19 protein-coding genes are annotated in these 19473 nt (G+C 70.1%); all 19 read left to right on the plus strand.

Annotation, left to right across the window (positions count from 1 at the left end; genetic code table 11):
• Positions 1-1581, plus strand: a complete 1581-nt coding sequence (locus B9S64_RS02510; protein ID WP_258317475.1) for an ATP-binding protein — start codon at positions 1-3, stop codon at positions 1579-1581.
• Positions 1565-2080 (plus strand): roadblock/LC7 domain-containing protein, encoded by a 516-nt coding sequence (locus B9S64_RS02515; protein WP_103493596.1) that lies wholly within the window; start codon positions 1565-1567, stop codon positions 2078-2080. Before B9S64_RS02510 ends, B9S64_RS02515 begins: the two co-directional genes overlap by 17 nt.
• Positions 2077-2481, plus strand: a complete 405-nt coding sequence (locus B9S64_RS02520) for a DUF742 domain-containing protein (protein ID WP_103493597.1) — start codon at positions 2077-2079, stop codon at positions 2479-2481. The genes B9S64_RS02515 and B9S64_RS02520 overlap by 4 nt, the downstream gene beginning before the upstream one ends.
• 52 nt (positions 2482-2533) lie before the next feature.
• The gene (locus B9S64_RS02525; RefSeq protein ID WP_181012446.1) at positions 2534-3169 is read left to right on the plus strand and encodes an ATP/GTP-binding protein; all 636 of its coding nucleotides are present in this window, start codon (positions 2534-2536) and stop codon (positions 3167-3169) included.
• Positions 3169-3810, plus strand: coding sequence for a GAF domain-containing protein (locus B9S64_RS02530; protein WP_103493598.1), 642 nt, complete (start codon positions 3169-3171; stop codon positions 3808-3810). The genes B9S64_RS02525 and B9S64_RS02530 overlap by 1 nt, the downstream gene beginning before the upstream one ends.
• An 84-nt stretch (positions 3811-3894) precedes the next feature.
• Positions 3895-5148 carry an acyl-CoA dehydrogenase family protein gene (locus tag B9S64_RS02535; protein WP_103493599.1) on the plus strand — a complete coding sequence of 418 codons (1254 nt, stop codon included), beginning with the start codon at positions 3895-3897 and terminating at the stop codon, positions 5146-5148.
• Between the two features lie 260 nt (positions 5149-5408).
• Entirely contained in the window at positions 5409-5897 is a 489-nt protein-coding gene (locus B9S64_RS02540; RefSeq protein WP_258038044.1) for a hypothetical protein, read from the plus strand.
• On the plus strand, positions 5894-6469 hold the full coding sequence (locus tag B9S64_RS02545) for a DUF6624 domain-containing protein (protein ID WP_103493601.1): 576 nt from the start codon (positions 5894-5896) through the stop codon (positions 6467-6469). Before B9S64_RS02540 ends, B9S64_RS02545 begins: the two co-directional genes overlap by 4 nt.
• Before the next feature lie 74 nt (positions 6470-6543).
• Positions 6544-7011 (plus strand): DUF6082 family protein, encoded by a 468-nt coding sequence (locus B9S64_RS02550; RefSeq protein ID WP_103493602.1) that lies wholly within the window; start codon positions 6544-6546, stop codon positions 7009-7011.
• 125 nt (positions 7012-7136) lie between these two features.
• Positions 7137-7322: an FxLD family lanthipeptide gene (locus tag B9S64_RS02555; RefSeq protein WP_103493603.1), complete on the plus strand. Its 186-nt coding sequence runs from the start codon at positions 7137-7139 to the stop codon at positions 7320-7322.
• Positions 7323-7411: 89 nt separating this feature from the next.
• Positions 7412-9451 carry a lantibiotic dehydratase family protein gene (locus B9S64_RS02560; RefSeq protein WP_258038045.1) on the plus strand — a complete coding sequence of 680 codons (2040 nt, stop codon included), beginning with the start codon at positions 7412-7414 and terminating at the stop codon, positions 9449-9451.
• A complete protein-coding gene (locus tag B9S64_RS02565) occupies positions 9448-10518 on the plus strand; it encodes a lanthionine synthetase C family protein (RefSeq protein WP_030817277.1) in 1071 nt (356 codons plus the stop codon). Before B9S64_RS02560 ends, B9S64_RS02565 begins: the two co-directional genes overlap by 4 nt.
• A gap of 37 nt (positions 10519-10555) precedes the next feature.
• Positions 10556-12601 (plus strand): methyltransferase, FxLD system, encoded by a 2046-nt coding sequence (fxlM, locus tag B9S64_RS02570; protein ID WP_103493604.1) that lies wholly within the window; start codon positions 10556-10558, stop codon positions 12599-12601.
• 67 nt (positions 12602-12668) lie between these two features.
• Complete coding sequence (locus B9S64_RS02575) at positions 12669-13745, plus strand: hypothetical protein (protein WP_181387616.1); 1077 nt, start codon at positions 12669-12671, stop codon at positions 13743-13745.
• On the plus strand, positions 13742-14866 hold the full coding sequence (locus B9S64_RS02580) for a GntR family transcriptional regulator (protein WP_103493605.1): 1125 nt from the start codon (positions 13742-13744) through the stop codon (positions 14864-14866). The genes B9S64_RS02575 and B9S64_RS02580 overlap by 4 nt, the downstream gene beginning before the upstream one ends.
• An 82-nt stretch (positions 14867-14948) precedes the next feature.
• A complete protein-coding gene (locus tag B9S64_RS02585; RefSeq protein ID WP_146060184.1) occupies positions 14949-15938 on the plus strand; it encodes a hypothetical protein in 990 nt (329 codons plus the stop codon).
• Positions 15939-16030: 92 nt separating this feature from the next.
• The gene (locus tag B9S64_RS02590) at positions 16031-17215 is read left to right on the plus strand and encodes a bifunctional class I SAM-dependent methyltransferase/NUDIX hydrolase (protein WP_103493607.1); all 1185 of its coding nucleotides are present in this window, start codon (positions 16031-16033) and stop codon (positions 17213-17215) included.
• Between the two features lie 95 nt (positions 17216-17310).
• Positions 17311-18429 (plus strand): hypothetical protein, encoded by a 1119-nt coding sequence (locus tag B9S64_RS02595; RefSeq protein ID WP_258038046.1) that lies wholly within the window; start codon positions 17311-17313, stop codon positions 18427-18429.
• The gene (locus tag B9S64_RS02600; protein WP_103493608.1) at positions 18416-19465 is read left to right on the plus strand and encodes an enolase C-terminal domain-like protein; all 1050 of its coding nucleotides are present in this window, start codon (positions 18416-18418) and stop codon (positions 19463-19465) included. Before B9S64_RS02595 ends, B9S64_RS02600 begins: the two co-directional genes overlap by 14 nt.
• Positions 19466-19473: the final 8 nt, after the last annotated feature.

Consider the following 19473-nt stretch of genomic DNA (forward strand, 5'->3'; position numbering starts at 1 on the left):
ATGCCTGACAGCGTGTTCCCGACACGGTCGGCCGCGACCGACCACCGCCGTCGGCGGTCGTCACGGACCGATGCGTCCACGGTGCACTGTGTCCGTCGTGCCGTGATGCTGCCCCTGCTGCTGCTTGCGGGCCTGCTGGGCGCCGCCTTCGCCGTCTGGTCGACGGCTGCAGTGGCTGTCGGCTGGCTCTTGGTCGGCCTGGTCTGCGGACTGACCTGGGTCGTGCTGGTAACGGCCCGCAGTGTGCGTACGGCCACCGAATCCCTGCAGACAGCCGCCGAGGAACGGCGAGCTGTGGTGCTGACCGCCATCACGGGAGCTGCGTCGGCCGTCGAGAAGTCGGTGCAGTGGTCGGCGGACGAGCTGTGCCGAGGGGCACGGCCGCCGCTGCCGGACATGCAGATGCCGCAGCCGGCCAGTGCGACCGCGGAGGTCGACGCAACGTTCAGTGCACTCCAGGTGCAGGCCATCGCGTCGCTGATACGTGTGCACGACGAGTCCCAGTCCGTCGTCCTTCTGGAAGTGCTGCGCCGCTTAGCCGTGCGGGAGCACGCCTTGGTCACGAAGGCCCTGGTGGCCCTCAGCCAGCTGGAGATGCTGACCGACGACCCGGAGCTGCTGTCGAAGATCTTCGAGATCGATCACCTCGTCACGCGGATGCGTCGTCAGGTGGAGAGCACGGCGGTGCTGGGCGGGCAGTCTCTGCGCAGCGTGCGTCGGCCGGTGTCCGTCACGACCACACTGCGTGGTGCGGTCTCCGAGGTGGTGCAGTACCCGCGCGTGGTAGTCGCGACCGGTTCTGTGGGGGGCGAGCTGGGGCTTCCCGGACATGTGGGTCCGGACCTGACACACCTGTTGGCCGAGCTGATCGAAAACGCCTGCGAGTGCTCCGACCCGGCGACGAAGGTGACGGTACGGGCACAACGGGTACCGAACGGGCTGGCGGTCGAAGTTGAGGACTGGGCCATCCCCATGCATCCGCAGACCCGCGCACAGATGAATCATCTGCTCAAGGCCCCCGACGAGGTCGATGTCAGCGGTCAGGTGCGAGACGGACAGCTCGGCTTGCTGGTCGCCGCGAAAATCGCGCAGTCACACGGACTGTCCGTTCTCCTGCAAGAGGCCGTGACCGGAGGCACCACCGCTCTGGTCGTCATTCCGGCCGGGCTTCTCGTAACACTTCCCCCGTCGGTGACGCGGGCGCTCACCCCCGGGAGACACGCCCTTCCTCACTCCTGCCGCGGCAACCTGCCACAGCGGCGGCTGCCCCTTCTGCGGAGCAGACCCCACACCCGATCGCCGTGGGCCCGCCGGGAGCCGACGTGGCGGGGCACGCCCTTCCAGCGCCCGACCTTCCCCGGCGTACACGGCAGGCCGGTTCCTTCCCTCCACCGCGTGAGCGGGAGCAAGCACCCCCGACTGCGGCGACGCCAGGGCTCGCAGCCGCCTTCCGCACAGGCATCGAGGCCGGCGGGGCCGCCGGTTCTCCGCCCACTCCGGCCGAGCAGCCCAGCCCCTGACCCGGAAGTATCCGCCGCCCCTTCCTCTTTCTGGAGCGATCCTCATGAGCACCCATTCTGAAACGAACCCGACGATCGGCGTCGTGCCCGCATCCGAGGCGACGGCGAGTCATCAGCGGGAGGGCATGGCCTGGCTGCTGCGGCAGTTCGCCGACGACGTTCCGGGCGTTCTGCACGCCGTTCTGCTGTCGCGGGACGGGCTGCGGCTCCTGGACAGTGAGGTCGACAAGGACTGGGCGGACGAACTGTCGGCCGCGCTCAGTGGCGTGGCGTCCCTCGCGTCGAACGTTAGTGGCCCCCGCCACCAGAAGCGGCCGGCCAGGCAGATCATCATCGAGCGCGAGGACTGCCTGTTCTTCGTCCAGAGCGCCGGTCGCAGCGCGGCCTTCGAAAACCACCCGGGCAACGAACGCGGGGAGGTGGACACTGTCCTCGCCGTCATCGCTGGCCCGGACTCCGACGCCGGCCCCGTCGGCTTCGAGATGGGGCGCCTGGTGAAGAGGTTCGCCCCCTACATGCAGATCCCCGTCCGCGTCGGCACAGGTGATGAGATCCGGTGAGCACCCGCGGCGACGCGGCCGAGGGCTCGACGTTCGTGCGGACCTACACGCTGACGCGCGGGCGTACCAGGCCGCGGCACCTGCTGGGACTGGACACCGTGCTGGACGCCGGCCCCGGACGGCCCGGCCTGGGCCAGGCCGAGGAATGCGAAGAGATCCTCGCTCTGTGTCGGGAGCACCGGCGTTCGGTGTCCGAGCTGGCGGGACGGCTCGGACGTCCCGTCACCGCCGTCAAGATCCTCGTCTCGGACCTCCTGGACGCCCACGCTCTGGTCATCTCCGTCACCGATGCCTACGCCTCCGACGCAGATGACCGTCCCACCACCCATCTGTTGGCGGCCCTTTCAGTGGCCCTGAAAAGGAAGTTTCCCGATGCCATCGCCTACCGCCAGGCCGGATGACCCGCCTGAGAGCCTGCGGACTTCGGCGCTCTCGCATGGTGGTGCACCGACCGTGCTGAAGATCGTGATTGCCGGGGGTTTCGGTGCCGGCAAGACCACCGCCGTGGGCGCGGTCAGCGAGATCACGCCGCTGAGCACGGAGGAGTACCTGACCGAGGCGAGCGCGGACGTGGACAGCTTGGAAGGTATAGAGGCAAAGCAGACCACCACGGTCGCCTTCGACTTCGGACGCCTCAGCCTCCCCGAGGCGCCCGTGCCTCTGGAGCTGTTCCTGTTCGGCACACCTGGCCAGGACCGGTTCGTCGACCTCTGGTACGAGCTCTCCCGCGGGGCCGTCGGAGCGGTGGTCCTGGTCGACACTCGCCGACTGGAGAGCAGCTTCACGCCCGTCAGCTTCTTCGAGGACATCGGCCTGCCCTTCGTCGTCGCCGTGAACCACTTCGACGTCGACGGAGCCCACCGCTACCACCCCGAACAGGTCCGCGCCGCCCTCGACCTGCCCGCCTCCGTACCGGTGGTCACCGGCGTTTCGCCCCACTGGGCGGAGGGCGCGAGGGCAACCGCGTGGGACGCCCGCAATCCGAGCCACGTCGCCGGAGTCCTGCTGACCCTCGTCGGCCACGCAGTGCAGAGCACACCGGCGCGCCCCGCTCACCCCACATCCGCCGCCACCCTCCAGGACGCCTGATGTCATATCAGCCCAACGATCCCCACCTCGGGCCCCAAACCGCCCCGTCCGCGCTGTCCCTGCCGCAACGCGGCATGCGCGACAGCGCCCACGGGCTGCCCATCCCAGCCGGTGCTGCCGTTACCGGCCCGCAGGCCCAGCAGGCGACCGAACTGGCGCAGCGGTACGAGCTGCTGGAGCGCCTGGGCGTGTCGACCGCTGCCAGCCAGTACTTCGACGAGCTGGCCCGCGACATGGCCGGGCAGACCGGGTTCCTGTACGGGTTCGTTAATCTGTTCCTGGAGGAGCAGACCTTCGTGGGACTGCACCAGCCGCCCGCGGACAGCGGGTACGTCATCGTCGGCCGCACCATGAGCCACGACCACGGCTGGTGCCCGGAGGTCGTGGCACGCAAGAAGGCCCTGCCACTGCACGACGTGCACGCCAGCCCCCGTTTCAGCGGCAACCACGTGGTCGACGCAGTCGGCATTCGTTCCTACTTCGGCGCCCCGCTCATCCACGGGAGCGGCACCGTGCTGGGCACGGTCTGCGTCATCGACCCCGAGAAAAGGCCCTTGAGCGAGGCCCGACGGCTCAGAGACATCGTCATCAACGCCGGCACGCAGGTGTTGGGCCGCATCGCCCGAGCGCCCGTCCGCTAGACCCGTTCCACCGCCTCCACCCGGGAGCAGGCGATACCCGGCCGCTTCACCGCGCGAACTTCATCCAGGGAGAGGGAGACGACCATGCCCGCCACATCCGCTACGCCGCCTCCGGCGCTGCGCCCTTATCTCACCGCCTGCCACGACCTGCTGTGGAGCGAGGCGGACGCCTTCGCAGCCGAGCACGTCGCGCCGCGCGCCGTGCGGATGGAGGCCGCTCCGGGCCGGGTGGAGCGCAAGGTCGCCGATCTGATGGCCGCGCGGGGCTGGTTCGCCGTCACCGTCCCGCCCGTCTTCGGCGGGCTGGGTGCCGGCCATGTGGCCAAGACGGTTCTGATCCACCGCATCGCGCGGGTCTCGGCAGCTGCCGCAGCCATCCTGCAGGCCACCCTGATCCCCGTCGGCGCCCTGCTGCACTTCGCCACCCCTGAGCAGAAAGCCCGGTGGCTGCCCCAGGTGGCTGACGGTTCGCTGCTCCTGTCGATCGCGGTGACCGAACCGGCCGCCGGCGGACACATCGGCGGCATCGAGACGACCGCCGAGAAGGCCGGCAACCACTGGCTGATCACCGGCAGCAAGATCCACATCGGCAACAGCCACCTCGCGGGCGCCCACCTCGTGCTCGCCCGGACCGCCGAGGCGGGCGTGCGGACCTCGCAGGCGTTGACCGCGTTCATGGTCGAATCCGACCGCCATGGGCTCTCCGTCCCTGCCCACCGTCCCGGCCTCGGCCTGCACGGCTTCTCCGCCGGCCGCCTAGACCTCGATCACGTCCGCGTCCCCGTCGACAACGTGATCGGACAGATCGGCCAGGGGTTGAGCGTTGCCCAGAGCAGCAGCATTCTGTATGGGCGCCCCAACCTGGCCGCTGTCAGCCTGGGCATCCACGAGGCTGTCGCGGCCACCACGACTTCCTACCTCAAGGCCCGGCCCCGCTACCAGGGCTCCCTGTCTGATCTGTCGGTCTTGCGGGACCGCGTCGGCGACGTGGAGGCCCGCCTGCGCGCGGCACGCATTCTGGCCTACCAGTCCGTGCATCTCCTCGACCAGGGCCTGTCCTGTGATGCCGATCTGATCAACGCAAAGTACCTGGGCCACCAGTGGGCCATGACGTCCGCCCAGGACGCCATGGAGCTGCACGGCGCCCACGCCCTCGACCGCGAGTACGTCCTCCAGCGCCTGTGGCGCGATATCCAGCACACCCACCCGCCGGCAGGAACGGGTGAAGTCCAGCGAATACGTCTGGCCGACGCCGCTTTCGACGAGGACGACATCCAGTGGTCCGAGCGCCTCGCGGCCGAGACCGCCTGGGCGCAGCCCGACCCCACCGCCGCATGAACCCCCGTGCGCGGCACCCCGTGAATCCCGACCGCCGTGCACGGGCCCGTGCCGCCGGCCCCCGTCCCCCGCGGGGACCGGCGGGACCCAGTCCCCTGAACGCCTTTCCAGACGAGAAAGAGACACCCGTGACCGCGCCCACATCACTCCACCAGCGCACCCCTCGGTTATCAGCCGTGTACGAGATGCGGACTCTGTGCACGGACGCCGAGCGGGACGAGGCCGCGGCGCTCGTCCAGGACCGTCAGAGGTGGCTCACCATGCGCAGCCTGCCAGTGCCCGCCCGTGCCGATGTCCCAGCCCTGTTCCGCAAACCGCAGGCGAAGCCGGCCGGACTGTTCGAGGACGGTGTGCTGCTGGCCTGCATGATTCCGCAGCGAGCGCCTGACCTCGGATGGGGTTCGGGCCCGTGTCTCTTTCTGAGCTGCAGCCACACCCTGCCCGACCGCTCCGATGACACCATTCTGCTGATCACCCTGTGGGCTTCCGACTTCGCCGCACGACTCGACCTGCCGCTCGTGCGCGCCGAGGCCTTGGCCCGCCAGCCCCTCGGCGTTGATCCGATCGCCCCCTTTCTTCTCCGACTCACCGACATGGGCTGGGACGTGCGCGGATCGGGCACGGGGCAGCACGAGGAGCGCGTCGCTCGCCTCGAACTCATCGCCGAGCGACGTTCTGGACTGAGTGCGCTCATATCCTGCCGGGTCCACGAACCGCAGTCTTCCGCAGACAGCCGGACCGTCGCGTGACGGCCGCCGAACCTCTGCGGCCGGACCTCGCCCGCGAACTCATCGACCGAGCCACAAAGGCGGCAGCGCGCAGAGCCAAGCGCCTGCGCAACCAACTCGACGCCGTCCAACTCGGCCAAGACCGTCATGCCGACCACGCTGATACCAAGGTCCTGCGCCGCGTCCTGGCCGAACACGACTGGCCCGGCCACCGCCTCGTCGGTACCGAAGCGGCACGCGCCGCCTGGAGCTTGGCTCTTCACGCCGACGACGACGCCGATCTTCAACGGGCGGCCACCACCCTGCTGGAGCGCGCAGTCCAGGACGGCGACGCGCGCGTCCAGCACTGGGCCCACCTTTACGACCGCACCCTGGTCAACAGCGGTCGCCCCCAGGAGTTCGGGACTCAACAGGTTTTTGCACCGGCAGGTGTTGAGCTGTGCCCGGTGCGCGCGCCCGATTCCTTGGACCAGCGAAGGGCATCCATCGGGCTGCCACCGATCGCCACGGGCTTGGAGAAGGTGCGTCGTCGGTGCGCCCAGGATCATCCGGTCGACGACTCCTCGACCGTCGTGCTCGCGGCGATCGCATGACCCAGCGAGCCCCGCCCACTTCACCCATCCGCCGCACCCACCGATCCCCCTCATACGAAAAGGACCGTTTCGTGATGAAGCTCACCACCAGCGTCCTCGCTGCTGGCACCGCAGTCTCCTTGGCGACCATCGTGGTCGGAGCCGCCCGGCTCCGGCAGGACGCGAGGCACCAGGCCGAACGAAACGAAGCGCTCCTCGCGGGCAACCAGCTGGCGTGGCTGGCGCAGGTATCCACCAATCATGACCTCGCTGAGATCTGGAAGCCCGAGGACATGGAGACCGAGGAGTACATGCGGCTCATGTCGTCCAACCGGCTCCTCTGCATGCTCAGCCTGCGCGACCGCCTCGGCTTCGTCCCGAAGGGGCACCTGCCCTTCCACGCCGAGTGGATCATGAAAAGCGACGTCAGCCGCCGGTACTGGAAGCACTTCGGTGACCTCCGCGCTCAAGAGGCCGAGGGCAACGAGCGGGCCAAGCACTTCACCCGGGTACTGAGCCACGCCGCCAAGAACACCCCCCTGGCGCAGCCCGCAGCGGTCTGACAGCACCGCATCCCGATCCCAGACCCCACGGACCAGGCAACTTCGCCAGCCTGCTCGTCCGGCACTAGACCCCGAGGCCCGACCGGGCCCCGGCATCCCGTACCACCCACTCCAAGGAGGCATGCATGACCGCCATCCAGACCGAAAGGCCGACCGCCCCCGCCCCGGCGGACCTCGTGAAGACCGACGACGACCCGTTCGGGCTCGACATCACCTTCATCGAGGGCACGCCGGCGACCGAGACGGTCCTGATGTGCAGCACCGGCGACACCTGCGGCAGCTCCTGCCCCAGCGCCTGCACCACTTCGTAAGCCGGATCACCCCGGCAACGCGGTCCGGACGGGGGTTCTACCCGTCCGGCCCGCCCCGCCCGCCACGCCAGAAGACGAGGAGAGCCCTGATGACACGGCATCGGCCCAGACTGTACGAGGCCACGGGGCAGACCATGCTACGCGCCGCGGCCCACACCACCGAGCCCGCCATGCCGCCCTGGCCGACGGCCACGGCGCCCGCGACGGAGTGGCGCGCGTGGCTGAGCACGGTATGGTCCGACGCCGACTTCCGCCGGACCGTGTCGCAGGCGAGCCCTCACCTCGCCGAGCAGGTACAGGCCATCATCGACGGCCGCACGCCGAAGGCGCGCCGGATGCGCCGCGCGGCACTGTCCACCGCCCGTTACGCGATCCGCTACGCACGCCGCTCCACCCCCTACGGCCTGTTCGCCGGCGTCGCCCCGCTCGCCTTCGACCAGACCACGTCCGTCCGCATCGGCGACGAGCACCAGGCCGTGCCCCGACCCGAGCCAGCCGGGCTCGAGGAAGTCCTCAGCGCCCGGGAGAGCGACGCCGCGTGCATGGCCGACACCGAGCTCTGCGTCAACACCCTGATCTATCAGCGCGACCGGCACATCCATGTGCCCTCCGAGGGAGATGCGGAGTTCCGCCTCGCTCTGAGCCCCGCACTGCGTCTCATCCTCGACCTGGCCCGATCGCCCATCGGATACCGCCAGTTGTCCGACAAGCTGGCTGCGGAGTTCCCCGCTGCGAGCGACACCGCGCGTGACCGGCTGCTCGGTGAACTGCTGCGGGTGCGGCTGCTGCGCTCTTCGCTGCGCGCACCCGCCACCGTCGCCGACCCCACCGACGTCTTGCCGCCCGAGGCACGCGCTCAGGCAGCCGGCCTGCGGACGGCGTGCGACCTGCGGCTGGATGCCGACGTACATCTGCCCGAGCAGGTACGGATCGAAGCGGAGACCGCTGCGACCGTACTGGCCCGCCTGGTCACCCATCCGAACGGGACACCGGCCTGGCGCCGGTGGATCGAGCGGTTTACAGAGCGCTACGGCGAGAACACGGCGGTATCGGTGGACGTGGCCACGGACCCTGACCGGGGCGTGGGCTTACCGGCAGGGTTCGTCAAGGCGAGCGAACCCCCTCGGCCGATGTCCCGGCGTGACCGCCTGCTGCTGGAGCTGGCCAGCATCGCTACCGCCGAAGGCAGCCGCACCGTCGCGGTGACCGGGGCGATGATCGAGGAACTGGAAGCAGCGGCCGACGACAAGCCTCACGGCCTGGCGCCCCACCTCGAACTGGCCGCGCAGGTCCACGCCGCCTCCGTCACGGCCCTGGACCGGGGCGACTTCAGGCTGCGTGTCCTGACCGTCTCTCGCTCGGCCGGATCGATGACCGGCCGGTTCTGGCACCTTTTCCCTGGCACCGAGGCGACGTACGCGAACCTGCCGACAGTAGATCCGCAGGCGGAACTCGTGCAGCTCTCGTTCCACGCCGGCCGGGTGCCGGCCGACCTGCTCACCCGCGCGCCGCAGGCCCTGCCCCGGGTCGTGAGCGTCGGCGAATTCCGCCGTCCCGCCCCGCACGTCCTCTTCCCCCGCGACCTCTCGGTCACCGTCACCGACGGCCGCCCTCAACTGGTGGAGTCCGCGACGGGCAAGCCGCTGGAGCTGCTGGCCCCCACTGCCATCAATTTCCTGTGGCACAACTACACGCCGCCGATGGCCCGCTTCCTCGGTGAGATCAGCCGGGCGACCTCCCCGCAGGTGACCTGGTTCGACTGGGGAGCGGCCTGGGCCCTGCCCTTCACTCCCGCCCTCACCTACCGGCGCACCATCCTCACCGATGCCCGGTGGAAGATCAGCAGCCGTACGTTGCCCGCCCGCACCGCCCCGCTCCAGCAGTGGGCGGACCAACTCCATTCCTGGCGTAATCGGTTTCGGGTGCCGGAGCGGGTGCTGCTCACGGAGGACGATCAGCATCTGCCCCTCGACCTCACCCGCGCCCTCGACTTGGACCTCCTGCGCGCGCACCTGGACGCCAGCCCCTTCGGCATCGCCACCCTGCATGAGGCGCCCCCGCCGGACGCGGACGGGTGGATCGGCGGCCGGGCCCACAGCATCGTCGTCCCCCTAGCCAGGCACTCATGACCAGGACCACCGCGCCCCGTACGCAGGACCTGTCCGAGGGCGCCCTGGGGATGGCTCTGCTCGACATCGAGCGCCATGACACGTCCATCGCCCGCCGCCACCTCACCCAGGCCACCGCACGCGGGGTCAGCACCGGAAGTAACGCCAGCCTTTTCCACGGCGCCCCGGCATTGGAGTTCGTCCTGGCTCGCGCCAACGGGGCCGGCGACGATGTCCGCGCGGCCGTCGACCGCGTCGTGGATGCCCGGCTCGCCGCCGCCCGCCGCCGTCAGGCGGCCGGCGTGCTGCCCCACCTCGCCGAATGGGACCTCATCCGCGGCCTGACCGGACTTGCCGCCCTCCTGCTGTCCCGGAAACCGCCCGCTCCCCGGCTGCCCGATGTGCTCGCCTGCCTCGTCGCGCTCGCCGGCCCCGCCCGCAGTGACGGCCGGATGCTGCCCGGGTGGTGGTCGGCGGTGGGCCCGAACGGGAAGGAGATGGCCGGCGGGCACGGCAACAACGGCTTGGCCCACGGCGTCGCCGGGCCCCTGGCCGTGCTCTCCCTCGCCCTGCGTGCCGGCGTCAGCGTTCCCGGCCAAGATGAAGCCGTTGGCACGTTCGCAACGTGGCTCGACCGGCACGGCGTCCACTACTGGTCTACCGCAGCGCACCTGGACGCCAACGAGCCAGCCGCGCCGGAGCCGGCCCGCCAGTCCTGGTGCTATGGCCAGCCCGGCATCGCCCGCGCCCAGCAGCTCGCCGCGCTCGCCCTCGGCGACCCGGCCCGCCGCCGGGTGGCCGAGGACACCGTTGCGGCCATCCTGACCGACCCGCTGCGGCTCGCCCGCATCACCGACTCCACGCTCTGCCACGGCTGGGCCGGCCTACTGACGCTCACCCGCGCGGTCGCCGCCGACAGTCCTTCGCCCGATCGCTTCGCCCCGATCATCCAGGACCTGCACCGGCGGCTGACCGCCGACTGGGAGCACCTGCCCAAACCCGGCTTCATGGAAGGCCGCGCTGGAGCCCAACTCGCTCTGCATGCCACCGATACCACCGGCTGGAGCCGCGCCCTCCTGCTCACCTGATTCCCAAACCTTCCGCCTTGCAAGGAGTTTCCTACTTATGACCTTCGACGATGAGAATCTGCCGATTCCCCCGGCCACATCCTGGTGGCACGCATCCGTGGCCTTCCCCGATCCACATGTGGACGCCGCTCGGGCCCTGGCGACCGCGCTGGCCAAGCACCGCTTTCACTTCCTGCGCAAGGACGCCGGCGTGCGCCTGCGCACCGAACAACCCACCACCGGTCTGCTGGACAAGCTCGTCGCCGACCACGTGATCACCGGCTGGACCGGCGGGACGTACGAGCCGGAGACTCATGCCTTCGGCGGCCCCGAGGGTATGGCGGTTGCGCACGAGTTGTTCTGCGCCGACAGCCCGGCTGTGCTCGCCGAGACCGGCACTCCCGGCGCCCGCGAGCGCAGCGTGATGCTGCTGTCCGCCATGATCCGCGCGGCCGGGCTGGACCCGTTCGAAGCCGGAGATGTCTACGCCCAGTGGGCCGCCCTGCGACCCCCCGTCGCCCCGCCCCAGGGGCCTGCCCTGGAGAAGGCCGTCTGCGCTATGCGGCGGCTGATGAACGCGGACGCGGCTCTGCGCCCCGACGCGGAAGCGGGCTGGGCCGAGCGCGTCGCCGCGTTCGAGGACACCGGCCGTCACCTGCGCCGGCTCGCCGCCGACGGCCGACTGATACGCGGAGTCCGGGGCGTCATCACCCATCACGCGATCTTCGCGTTCAACCGCGCGGGCGTACCTGCCGACGCGCAGGCCGCCACCGCGTGGCTCGGCCGTCACGTCGCCTTCTCCACCGGAGAAGGAGCCGACGTGCCTACCCGCAGGTCCGTATCCGCGGACCTTAGCCTCCCTCGAATGGAGACCACCTTGACACCCGTAACCGACCCCAGCCAGCTGCGCGAAGCCCTCGCTGCCAGGCTCGTCGACAGCGGCCACCTGCGCAGCAAGGCCGTCATCAACGCCTTCCGCACGACCGACCGGAACGCCTTCCTGCCCGGCGTCGATCTGGAGAGCGCGTACAAGGAGGACGCCGTCCCGATCAAGCACGACGAGCGCGGGGAGATGATCTCCTGCATCTCCGCGCCGTCCATCGTCGCCACCCAGCTCGAACAGCTCGGCGCCCAGCCCGGCCACAGGGTCCTGGAAGCCGGAGCCGCCACCGGCTACAACGCCGCGCTCCTCGGCAAGATCGTCTATCCCGGCGGGCAGGTGTGGACCCTCGACGTCGACCAGGACCTCGTCGCCGACGCGAGTAGGCACCTCGTCGAGGTAGGTGTCGACATCGCCACCGCGGTGATGGCCGACGGGGCGGCCGGCCTGCCTGAGCACGCCCCCTACGACCGGATCATCTTCACTGTCGGCGCCGGCGACGTCCCCGTGAAGATCCTCGACCAGCTCGCCCCCGCTGGACGTCTCGTCCTGCCGATGCGCATCCGCGGCAGCATCTCCCGCTCCTTCGCCTTCGAACGCGACGGGGAGACGTGGAAGACCGTCTCCTGCGAGATGGCCACCTTCATCCCTCTGCGCAAGGGCGTGTGCGACGACGTGTACACGCTGGTGCCGATGGACGGCGAGGGCAACGTGCGCCTAGAGACGTTCAGCGAGCAGGACGTCGACCGCGACGCCCTGCGCACCGTCCTCGACGAGCAGCAGACCAAGATCTACACCGGGGTGAAGTTCCGCCAGGGCTCCGCTTGGGAGTGGCTGTACCTGTACCTGGCCTGTGTGCTGCCCAACGGCCTGTCCCGCCTGCCCGGCCAGCGCCCCGGGTTCACCCCGCACTTCGGGTGGGGCTCCATGGCCGCCCTCGACGGCGGATCGCTCGCGTACCTGACCATCCGGGAGGACGAGGACGAGAAGGGCCGCTACTGGGAGGTCGGCGTGATCGGCCACGGTGAGGCGGGTGCCGGCCTCGCCGAGCACGTCGTGGACGAGATCCGCGCCTGGGACGCGACAGGGGGCAACGACGCCCCCGCACCGGGCTTCCGGATGGCCACCGCCGACTCCCGCGACCTGCTGACGGCGGGCGACCCGCGCTTCGTCGTCGACAAGCCCTACAGCCGACTGGTCGTCGACTGGGCGCGCAAGGGCTGAGCCGATGATCCCCGCGATAGCCAGCCGCATCCCTCTAGTCCTCCGGACCAAGGCGCCCGCGCTCCCCTTGGACGAGCGCATCAACCACCTCACCGGGCTGACCGTCGCACCCGCAGGTGCGAGCCACCACGACCTGGTGGCCCGCACCTGCGGGGTCCTCAACTACGCCGCGCTCATCATCTCCGACGTCGGCCTGCCCGACCTGGCCACCGACCTGTGCTGGCGCCAGCACCAAATCTTCGCCGACGCCGGACGCCTCAACGGACGGATCGCGGTCATGTCGCTGATGCCACTCGTCAACCTCTCCCGGCTGCGGATTCGCGCCGGTCAAGGGGAAGCCGCCTACGACCTACTGGTCGGTCTCAACCAGGCCGCGCGGCACCGGGAGAAGACCGAAGTCGACGGCCGCAGCGTCGACCTCTCGGCTCTGACCGACACGGACGAGGACCACCGCGCGGTGTGCCAGGAGCTGTACATCACCCTGCTCGTGGACGGCGCCCGCGCCCTCGCCCGCATCGGACGGTGGACCGAAGCCGCGGACGCCATGGCTCAGCACCGCGGCATCGGCAACCGGCTCCTCGACGGCCGCCAGATCAAGATCATGGCCTTGATGGAGCAGGGCCTGGACGAGCAGGCCCGCGCCCTGATCGACACCACCCAGCCCACCGAACCGTGGGAGGAAGCCGTCGCCCTCCTCCTGCACGCCCATTGTCAGCCCGCAGACGTCCCCGTGCCTGCACCCGACCTCGACCGCACCCTGGAAGAGGCCCTCCAACTCCTTGACCTCCCCAATCCGCCGACCGCCGCCTTCCAGACCCGGGTGGGCCTGTCAGCCCTGGAACTCGACCGCACCGGACGCCATACCGCACGCATCCTCGACTGCCTCGTCGGCGTCGCCCGACTCGACGCCTACGCCGCACGGGAAGCGCTGCACCACCCACTCGCCGCGTCCGCCCTGGACGACCGCGCGACAGACGAACTTCACGCAGTGATCACCATGGCGGGACTGGAATCCGGAGTCCTCTCCGCCTGCCACCACGAGGCACTGACGAGCACGGTCCACTACGCCGAGACAGAGTTGGAGAACCTGCTGCAGGCTGCACACGATGCCGGCGCCTGTGCAACACCGGAGTCCGCCCGATGACAAAAAAGTCCACGCACCCCGTGGAGTTGGAGACCGTCCTCAGCCTTCTCCTCCGGAACCAGATCAGCACCGGTGACTGGCCCGCAGGCACCGCCCTGCCCCTGCGTCTCCTCGCAGAGCGCTACTCGACGGACAGGCGCACCATGCGGCGGGTCCTTGACGCACTGGCCGCGGACAGCCTCGTCGAACGGAGCAGCCGCGGATGGCTGCCCATCGGCATGACGAAGGCGCTCTCCCCGCCGCCGTCGTCGGCGGACACATCACCCGCCAGACGCGCCGCGGCCGGCTCGCCCCTAGGTGTACCGGACAGCGTGGCAGCGAAGGCCCGGCGGATTGAGGGCATTCTGCGCCGCCGCCTGGAGGCAGGGGAGTACCCCCCTGGTTCCCATTTCCCCAGACAGGCCGACCTCTGCGCCGAGTTCTCCACGTCACAGACACCGGTCTCCATGGCCGTGCGGGCCCTCGCCGAAAACGGCCTGCTGGTCATGGGAACCGGGGGGCGGCCAACGGCGGTCGTCACCCCGTCGCCCGGCACGCCGCAGGCGCCTTTGCCGCTCCTGACGGGCGGTGAGCAGGACGCCGCCCACCGGTTGCGCACGTATATACATCTGCACAAATGGCGGCGGGGGGACCTCTATCAAGCCAACTCGATCGCGGGCTTGGTGCCCGGCATCCCGGTGTACATGGATCTGCGGAATGTCCTTGTGCATCTGCGGGAGGAGAACCTGGTCGAGTACCAGCCTCCGCTCGGATGGCGTCTCAACGTCGCGGGCACGGGGTGGGAACTCCCGGCCGGATGCCCTCTCTTCTTCTACATCGACCGCGAACTGCGAGACCGGTTCCGCGCAGGCCGTTACGTAGAGGGCACCCGCCTCTCCGTGCGGCACCTCGCCTACGGATTCAGCGCGCCGCAGAGCCAACTCCGCCGAATTCTGCGGACGCTGGTCAGCGACGGACTTCTGCAGGCCGTGGACGCCGGCCACGTCGCCACCGGCCGGACCGAACGCGAGCCACCCGCCCCACCGCCCCGCATCCACATCCCGGGGCCGCGACTGGCGCTGCCCAAGCCCTCCGAAAGCCGCGCGCAGCCTAGCGCCATGACGAGGACATCCCCGCAGTGAGGCGGGTCGACCCGGTCCACCCATCCACCCCACAAGCGCAGTAATTAACCAGTGAGCGAGCGAGTATCCAATGACCGTCACCGTGGACAAGTTGCCCCTGAACCCGGTTCAGTTGAGGGCCATCACACTGCTGGCTGACGGCCTCGTGGACAAGGAGATAGCCGCCAACCTTCGGATGCCCCAGACCAAGCTGCGGCGGATCGTGCTGGAGGCCCGCAACGCCGTAGGCGTGGGCACCAACAGGGCCTTGGTGCACAGACTCCTGCAGGTCGGGCTGATCTCCCCCAGCGGCGCCCAGCGCGTGGACCCGGACGTCCTGACCCCGCTGCAGCGCAATGTGTGGCGGCTGCTTCCCATCGACGAGACGCAGTACTACCTGCCCGCCGTCATTGCCACCCGGCTCGGTCTGACCGCCGGAACGATCAGACCGGTGCTGGCTTCCATCAAGCGGCTAACTGGGGTTGAGCTGCCGGCCTGCGTACGCATTGGGTACGAACTGGGCGTCCTCGCCGACGACGACGAACTCGTCGTCCACCTGCCGATCACCCGCCGGAAACAGGTCCCGGTCCGCAGTACCTCGGCCCTCACGCCCCTCCCCGCTGCCACCCGCACACCACGACCCGCCCTGTTCGATCTTCTCCCCCGCGAGCTGGCCACCCTCAGCCCGGACCACACCGCGGTCCCGCCGGAGGCGCGGGTCCTGACCCTGCGCCTGCACGACGCCCGTGACCTCCTCGCCCGCATCGCCCCCACAGATGTAGGTCCCGCGATCATCGACCCGTACGCAAGGTGCGTCCGTCTCTTCCTCGCCCCCTCGACAGTCGGTGACGGCCGCCCGCAGTGCGGCAGCCTCGCCCGCCCCGACTACAAACCTCCACTGCCGCGGACCTCCGCCCCCTCCGGCGATACCGCCCACTGGCTACTCCCGCCCTACCTGGCGCCATGGGACTACCGCCTGCTCGCACCCGTGCTCGGCGACCTCAACACGTCACCAGCTCGACCCGCCTGCCCCGCCTCGGAGCGCGCACCAGGGCGGGGCAGGCCGTCGCCTCGCCTCAACGCCGTCGAGTGACCAGTGCGAAGGAGCCCACCTACCTGATCAAGCCCCCCTGATCCCTGCCATTCGCCACTCGCCACTCGCCACTCGCCACCCAGGAGGCAACCGTGCACGCCGAGGACACCAACACCCGGGCTTGGCAGATCTATGGCCAGCGCCAACTCGCCCGCGCCTACACTCCTCCCGTACCCGACCGGCTCAGCTGGACGTCCTGGGAAGGTATTGGACCGGGAGCCGAGGTCCTCGGTGACGTCACCGGCCGCCGTGTCCTGGACATCGGCTCCGGGGCTGGCCACCACGCCGTCCACCTCGCCCAGGCACACGGAGCGCGTGTCACTGGCATCGAGTTGTCCGCGACGCAGTACGAACGCGCCGTCGGCGCCCACGCGGGCGTGGACGGCGCAGAGTTCGTCCAAGCCGACGTGACCGAGTACCTGGCCAGAACCGAGCCGTTCGACGCCGCGTACGCGATCGGAACCCTGGCCTTCATCGACCCACACCGCTCGCTGCCGGCACTGCGCGACGGCCTGCTTCCCGGCGCCCCACTGATCCTTTCGCTCCTGCACACCGACCTGCACGGCTGCGGTCCGTCCACCGAGGTCGCGCCCCGCGACCAGGTGATCCTGCTGCGCGACGACCCGCCCCTGCCGACGCAAATGTGGGTCCTGGCACCGCAACTGTGGGAGGACCTGCTCACCGAGTACGGCTTCCGCGTCGAGGCCATCGAACTGTTCCCGCACCCCGACGAGAGCGCCTCGGTCATCCAGCAGCTCATCCGTGCCCGACGCCTTCCCGACCGGCCGGCGCGAGCCTCCAGCCGACCCCGCAGCACCCAAGCCCCGGCCGCCCACGCGGCAGTCGGCGTCGGAGCCATCCTGCTCAGCGAGCAGGGCACCCTGCTGGGCCGACACCACCGGGGCACCCTCGAACTGCCCGGCGGGAGCGTGGAGGCCCTTGGTGAATCCTTCGAGGACGCGGTCGTCCGAGAACTTGCCGAGGAAACCGGTCTGGTCGCTCGCACCGGCGACGTGGAACTGCTTGGCACGCTCGTCGATCAGGTCGAAGGCATCCTGCGGGTCACCGTCGGCGCGCTCGTCCACGCCTGGCAGGGGCAGCCGGTCACACAGCCGGACGAGAACGTCGGCGACTGGGCGTGGTATCCGCTCGAACACCTCCCCGACGGACTGTTCGTGTGCAGCGCCCAGATCCTCACGGCCTGGCGTCCCGACCTGCCCATCGACCACCCGCTGGCGCACTTCACCGCCTTCGCCCCTGCCAGCAGGCGCCGCTGACACGACAGCCGCGCGCCCGGTGCCCTCCTGCGACACGACATCGGTGCCGCACCCCCGGTAGTCACACACCGCTCAACTTCAAGCTGGAGTTCTTCATGCCGCATCTCTCCACGCGCCGGTCCATGCTCTCGGACGGCGCAGTCGGCGCCGCCCGACTGCGCGATCTGGAGCAAGCTGCCCTGCGCCACGGAGTCCCCGTCGAGGACGTGCTATTAATCGCCGTCAACCTGTACGGAATCACCTCCGACCACGACCGGCACCGGGCCCGGGTCAACCTCCGGCTCGTACGACGCCGCGACACTGCCTGGCAGATCATCGTCCCGCTGAACCAGCCGGCCAGCCCGTTCCGGCTCCGCGGCGACGAGCTGTCGCTGAACGGCTCGGTAGTCGCGCACGTCGAGCGCATCGACGCCGACGAGGCCGTCGGCGGGTACTTCCGCAACGACGGCCGGGCTGCGACCCTCAACCCCAACGCCCGAAGCCGGTGCGTCGGGTGCGGCTGGTGCCCGAACACCCTGGAAGCCGCCGCCGATCCGAGAATGCAGGAGGACCAGGGGCTCGATGACCTCCTACTGGCCCTTGGGGAGCAGCACCCACGTCGCAAACTGGCCGAGTTGGAAGAAGTCACCGTCTCCACCGGCTGCTTCGAGCGCGAGGGCGCCGCCGTCACGCACCTGACCGCCCTGCGCCCCGCCCTGGAGCGTGCCGGCGTCACGGCCCGGATCGGCTTCCTCACCTCCGTGCTGCGCAGCAACGAGGCGTTCGAGATCATCGCGTCGCAGGTGTCGCCGTTCGTGCTCCGGCTGACGGCCGAGCACTTCACCCGGCGCGAGGCCCTCATGAAGGCCACCAAGGCCGACCTGCAGCCGGAGCAGATGCCGGACCTGCTGGCACGGGCGCGTAAAGCGGGGCTGGACACCTCGTACACGTACATCGTCGGCCTCGACCCGATGGAAGACCTTACCCGCGGTGTGAGCGAGCTGGTCGACGAGGTCACCGCGTTCCCGAACATCCAGGTCTTCCAGGCACACAACCTGATCATGCAGGGGATGCGGACGCCAGGCGCGGAGAGCCTGGAGTACTACCTGCAGGCGCGCACGGCGATCGAGCGGGCCATGGCGCCGACCGGGCTGCGGCCGGTGGGCTGGGAGTGCTACCGGCCGCTGTGGTACTTCACCTACGCGGGAGAGGACCTCGTCGATGGGCTTCGCTGACCCGGTCATCGACCGGGTGAGAGTCGAGCGCCTCGACGAGAAGGTGGCGGGCCCGTGGGAGACCGGCGACAGCCAGTTCGCGGTGGCGGTCGAGTCCGGCGGGGTGGCCGGAGTGTTCGCTCCGGTCGACGAGTTGCCCGCCGCCTTGGTAGCCACCCGGCTCGGGCAGAGCGCTCTGCACCACCCGGTGGTAGACCACAACGGTCTGCTGCGCAAACTCCTGGGCGAACTCGGTCCGCACGCGGCGGGGCTCGGACGCTGGGCGGTCGGGGCGCTGGACTGCGCGGTATGGGACCTGCACGGGCACCTCGCCAGCCTCCCGGTCGCGGCCCTGCTCAGCGACCGTCCCGCAGGACAGGTGCCGGTCTACGCCTCCTGGCTCTCCCTGGACCTGACCGCGGCTTCGGCCGTCGAGTCGGTCAAGACCACCGCTGGCCAGGGGTTCGCCTTCACCAAATGGGCGCTGCGCGAGGCAGAAGCCGGCGAACTGGCACTGCTGGCCGAACGGGCTGCGCAGTGGGCGGGGCAGAGCGTGGCGGTCGACGCCCTGGGCACGTGGGGCTCCACCCGATCCAGGGAAGTTGCACGGCGGCTCACCCCGGAAGCCGTGCGCTGGGTGGAGGACCCACTCCCGCGGACCGATCTGGCCGCTTACACGCTTCTGCGCAGGCAAACGAAAGGTCTACCGGTCGCGATGGGCGAGCGGCTGTCCTGCCTGGAGGAGGCCGCAGTCCTGCTGAGGCGATGCCGTCCGGAGGCGTTCACGTTCGACGCGGTGTGGTGCGGCGGCATCACCGAAGCGCGGGACTGGCTGGGTGTCGCTCACGATGCCGGGGTGCCCGTCCATCTGCACGGGCGGGCGTTCCTTCCCGCCGTGCACCTGGCCGCAGCCTTCCCTCACGCGGCGGGCGCGGTGGAGTACCAGGTGGTGTGGGAGCCACGCCGGCAGCGCACGCTGCGCGGCACGCTCCGGCCGGAGAGCGGGTATGTGGCCCTACCCGACCGGCCCGGTCTCGGGATGGAGGTGCGCCGGTAATGCCGAGG

The organism is Streptomyces sp. SM18 (assembly GCF_002910775.2).
GTDB classification, from domain to species: Bacteria; Actinomycetota; Actinomycetes; order Streptomycetales; family Streptomycetaceae; genus Streptomyces; species Streptomyces halstedii.

Bases quoted from the DNA above. Each gene is read 5' to 3' on its own strand.
- B9S64_RS02510 (WP_258317475.1), top strand. From the start codon at position 1: ATGCCTGACAGCGTGTTCCCGACACGGTCGGCCGCGACCGACCACCGC.
- B9S64_RS02515 (WP_103493596.1), top strand. From the start codon at position 1,565: ATGAGCACCCATTCTGAAACGAACCCGACGATCGGCGTCGTGCCCGCA.
- B9S64_RS02530 (WP_103493598.1), top strand. From the start codon at position 3,169: ATGTCATATCAGCCCAACGATCCCCACCTCGGGCCCCAAACCGCCCCG.
- B9S64_RS02535 (WP_103493599.1), top strand. From the start codon at position 3,895: ATGCCCGCCACATCCGCTACGCCGCCTCCGGCGCTGCGCCCTTATCTC.
- B9S64_RS02540 (WP_258038044.1), top strand. From the start codon at position 5,409: ATGCGCAGCCTGCCAGTGCCCGCCCGTGCCGATGTCCCAGCCCTGTTC.
- B9S64_RS02550 (WP_103493602.1), top strand. From the start codon at position 6,544: ATGAAGCTCACCACCAGCGTCCTCGCTGCTGGCACCGCAGTCTCCTTG.
- B9S64_RS02555 (WP_103493603.1), top strand. From the start codon at position 7,137: ATGACCGCCATCCAGACCGAAAGGCCGACCGCCCCCGCCCCGGCGGAC.
- B9S64_RS02560 (WP_258038045.1), top strand. From the start codon at position 7,412: ATGACACGGCATCGGCCCAGACTGTACGAGGCCACGGGGCAGACCATG.
- B9S64_RS02565 (WP_030817277.1), top strand. From the start codon at position 9,448: ATGACCAGGACCACCGCGCCCCGTACGCAGGACCTGTCCGAGGGCGCC.
- fxlM (WP_103493604.1), top strand. From the start codon at position 10,556: ATGACCTTCGACGATGAGAATCTGCCGATTCCCCCGGCCACATCCTGG.
- B9S64_RS02580 (WP_103493605.1), top strand. From the start codon at position 13,742: ATGACAAAAAAGTCCACGCACCCCGTGGAGTTGGAGACCGTCCTCAGC.
- B9S64_RS02595 (WP_258038046.1), top strand. From the start codon at position 17,311: ATGCCGCATCTCTCCACGCGCCGGTCCATGCTCTCGGACGGCGCAGTC.
- B9S64_RS02600 (WP_103493608.1), top strand. From the start codon at position 18,416: ATGGGCTTCGCTGACCCGGTCATCGACCGGGTGAGAGTCGAGCGCCTC.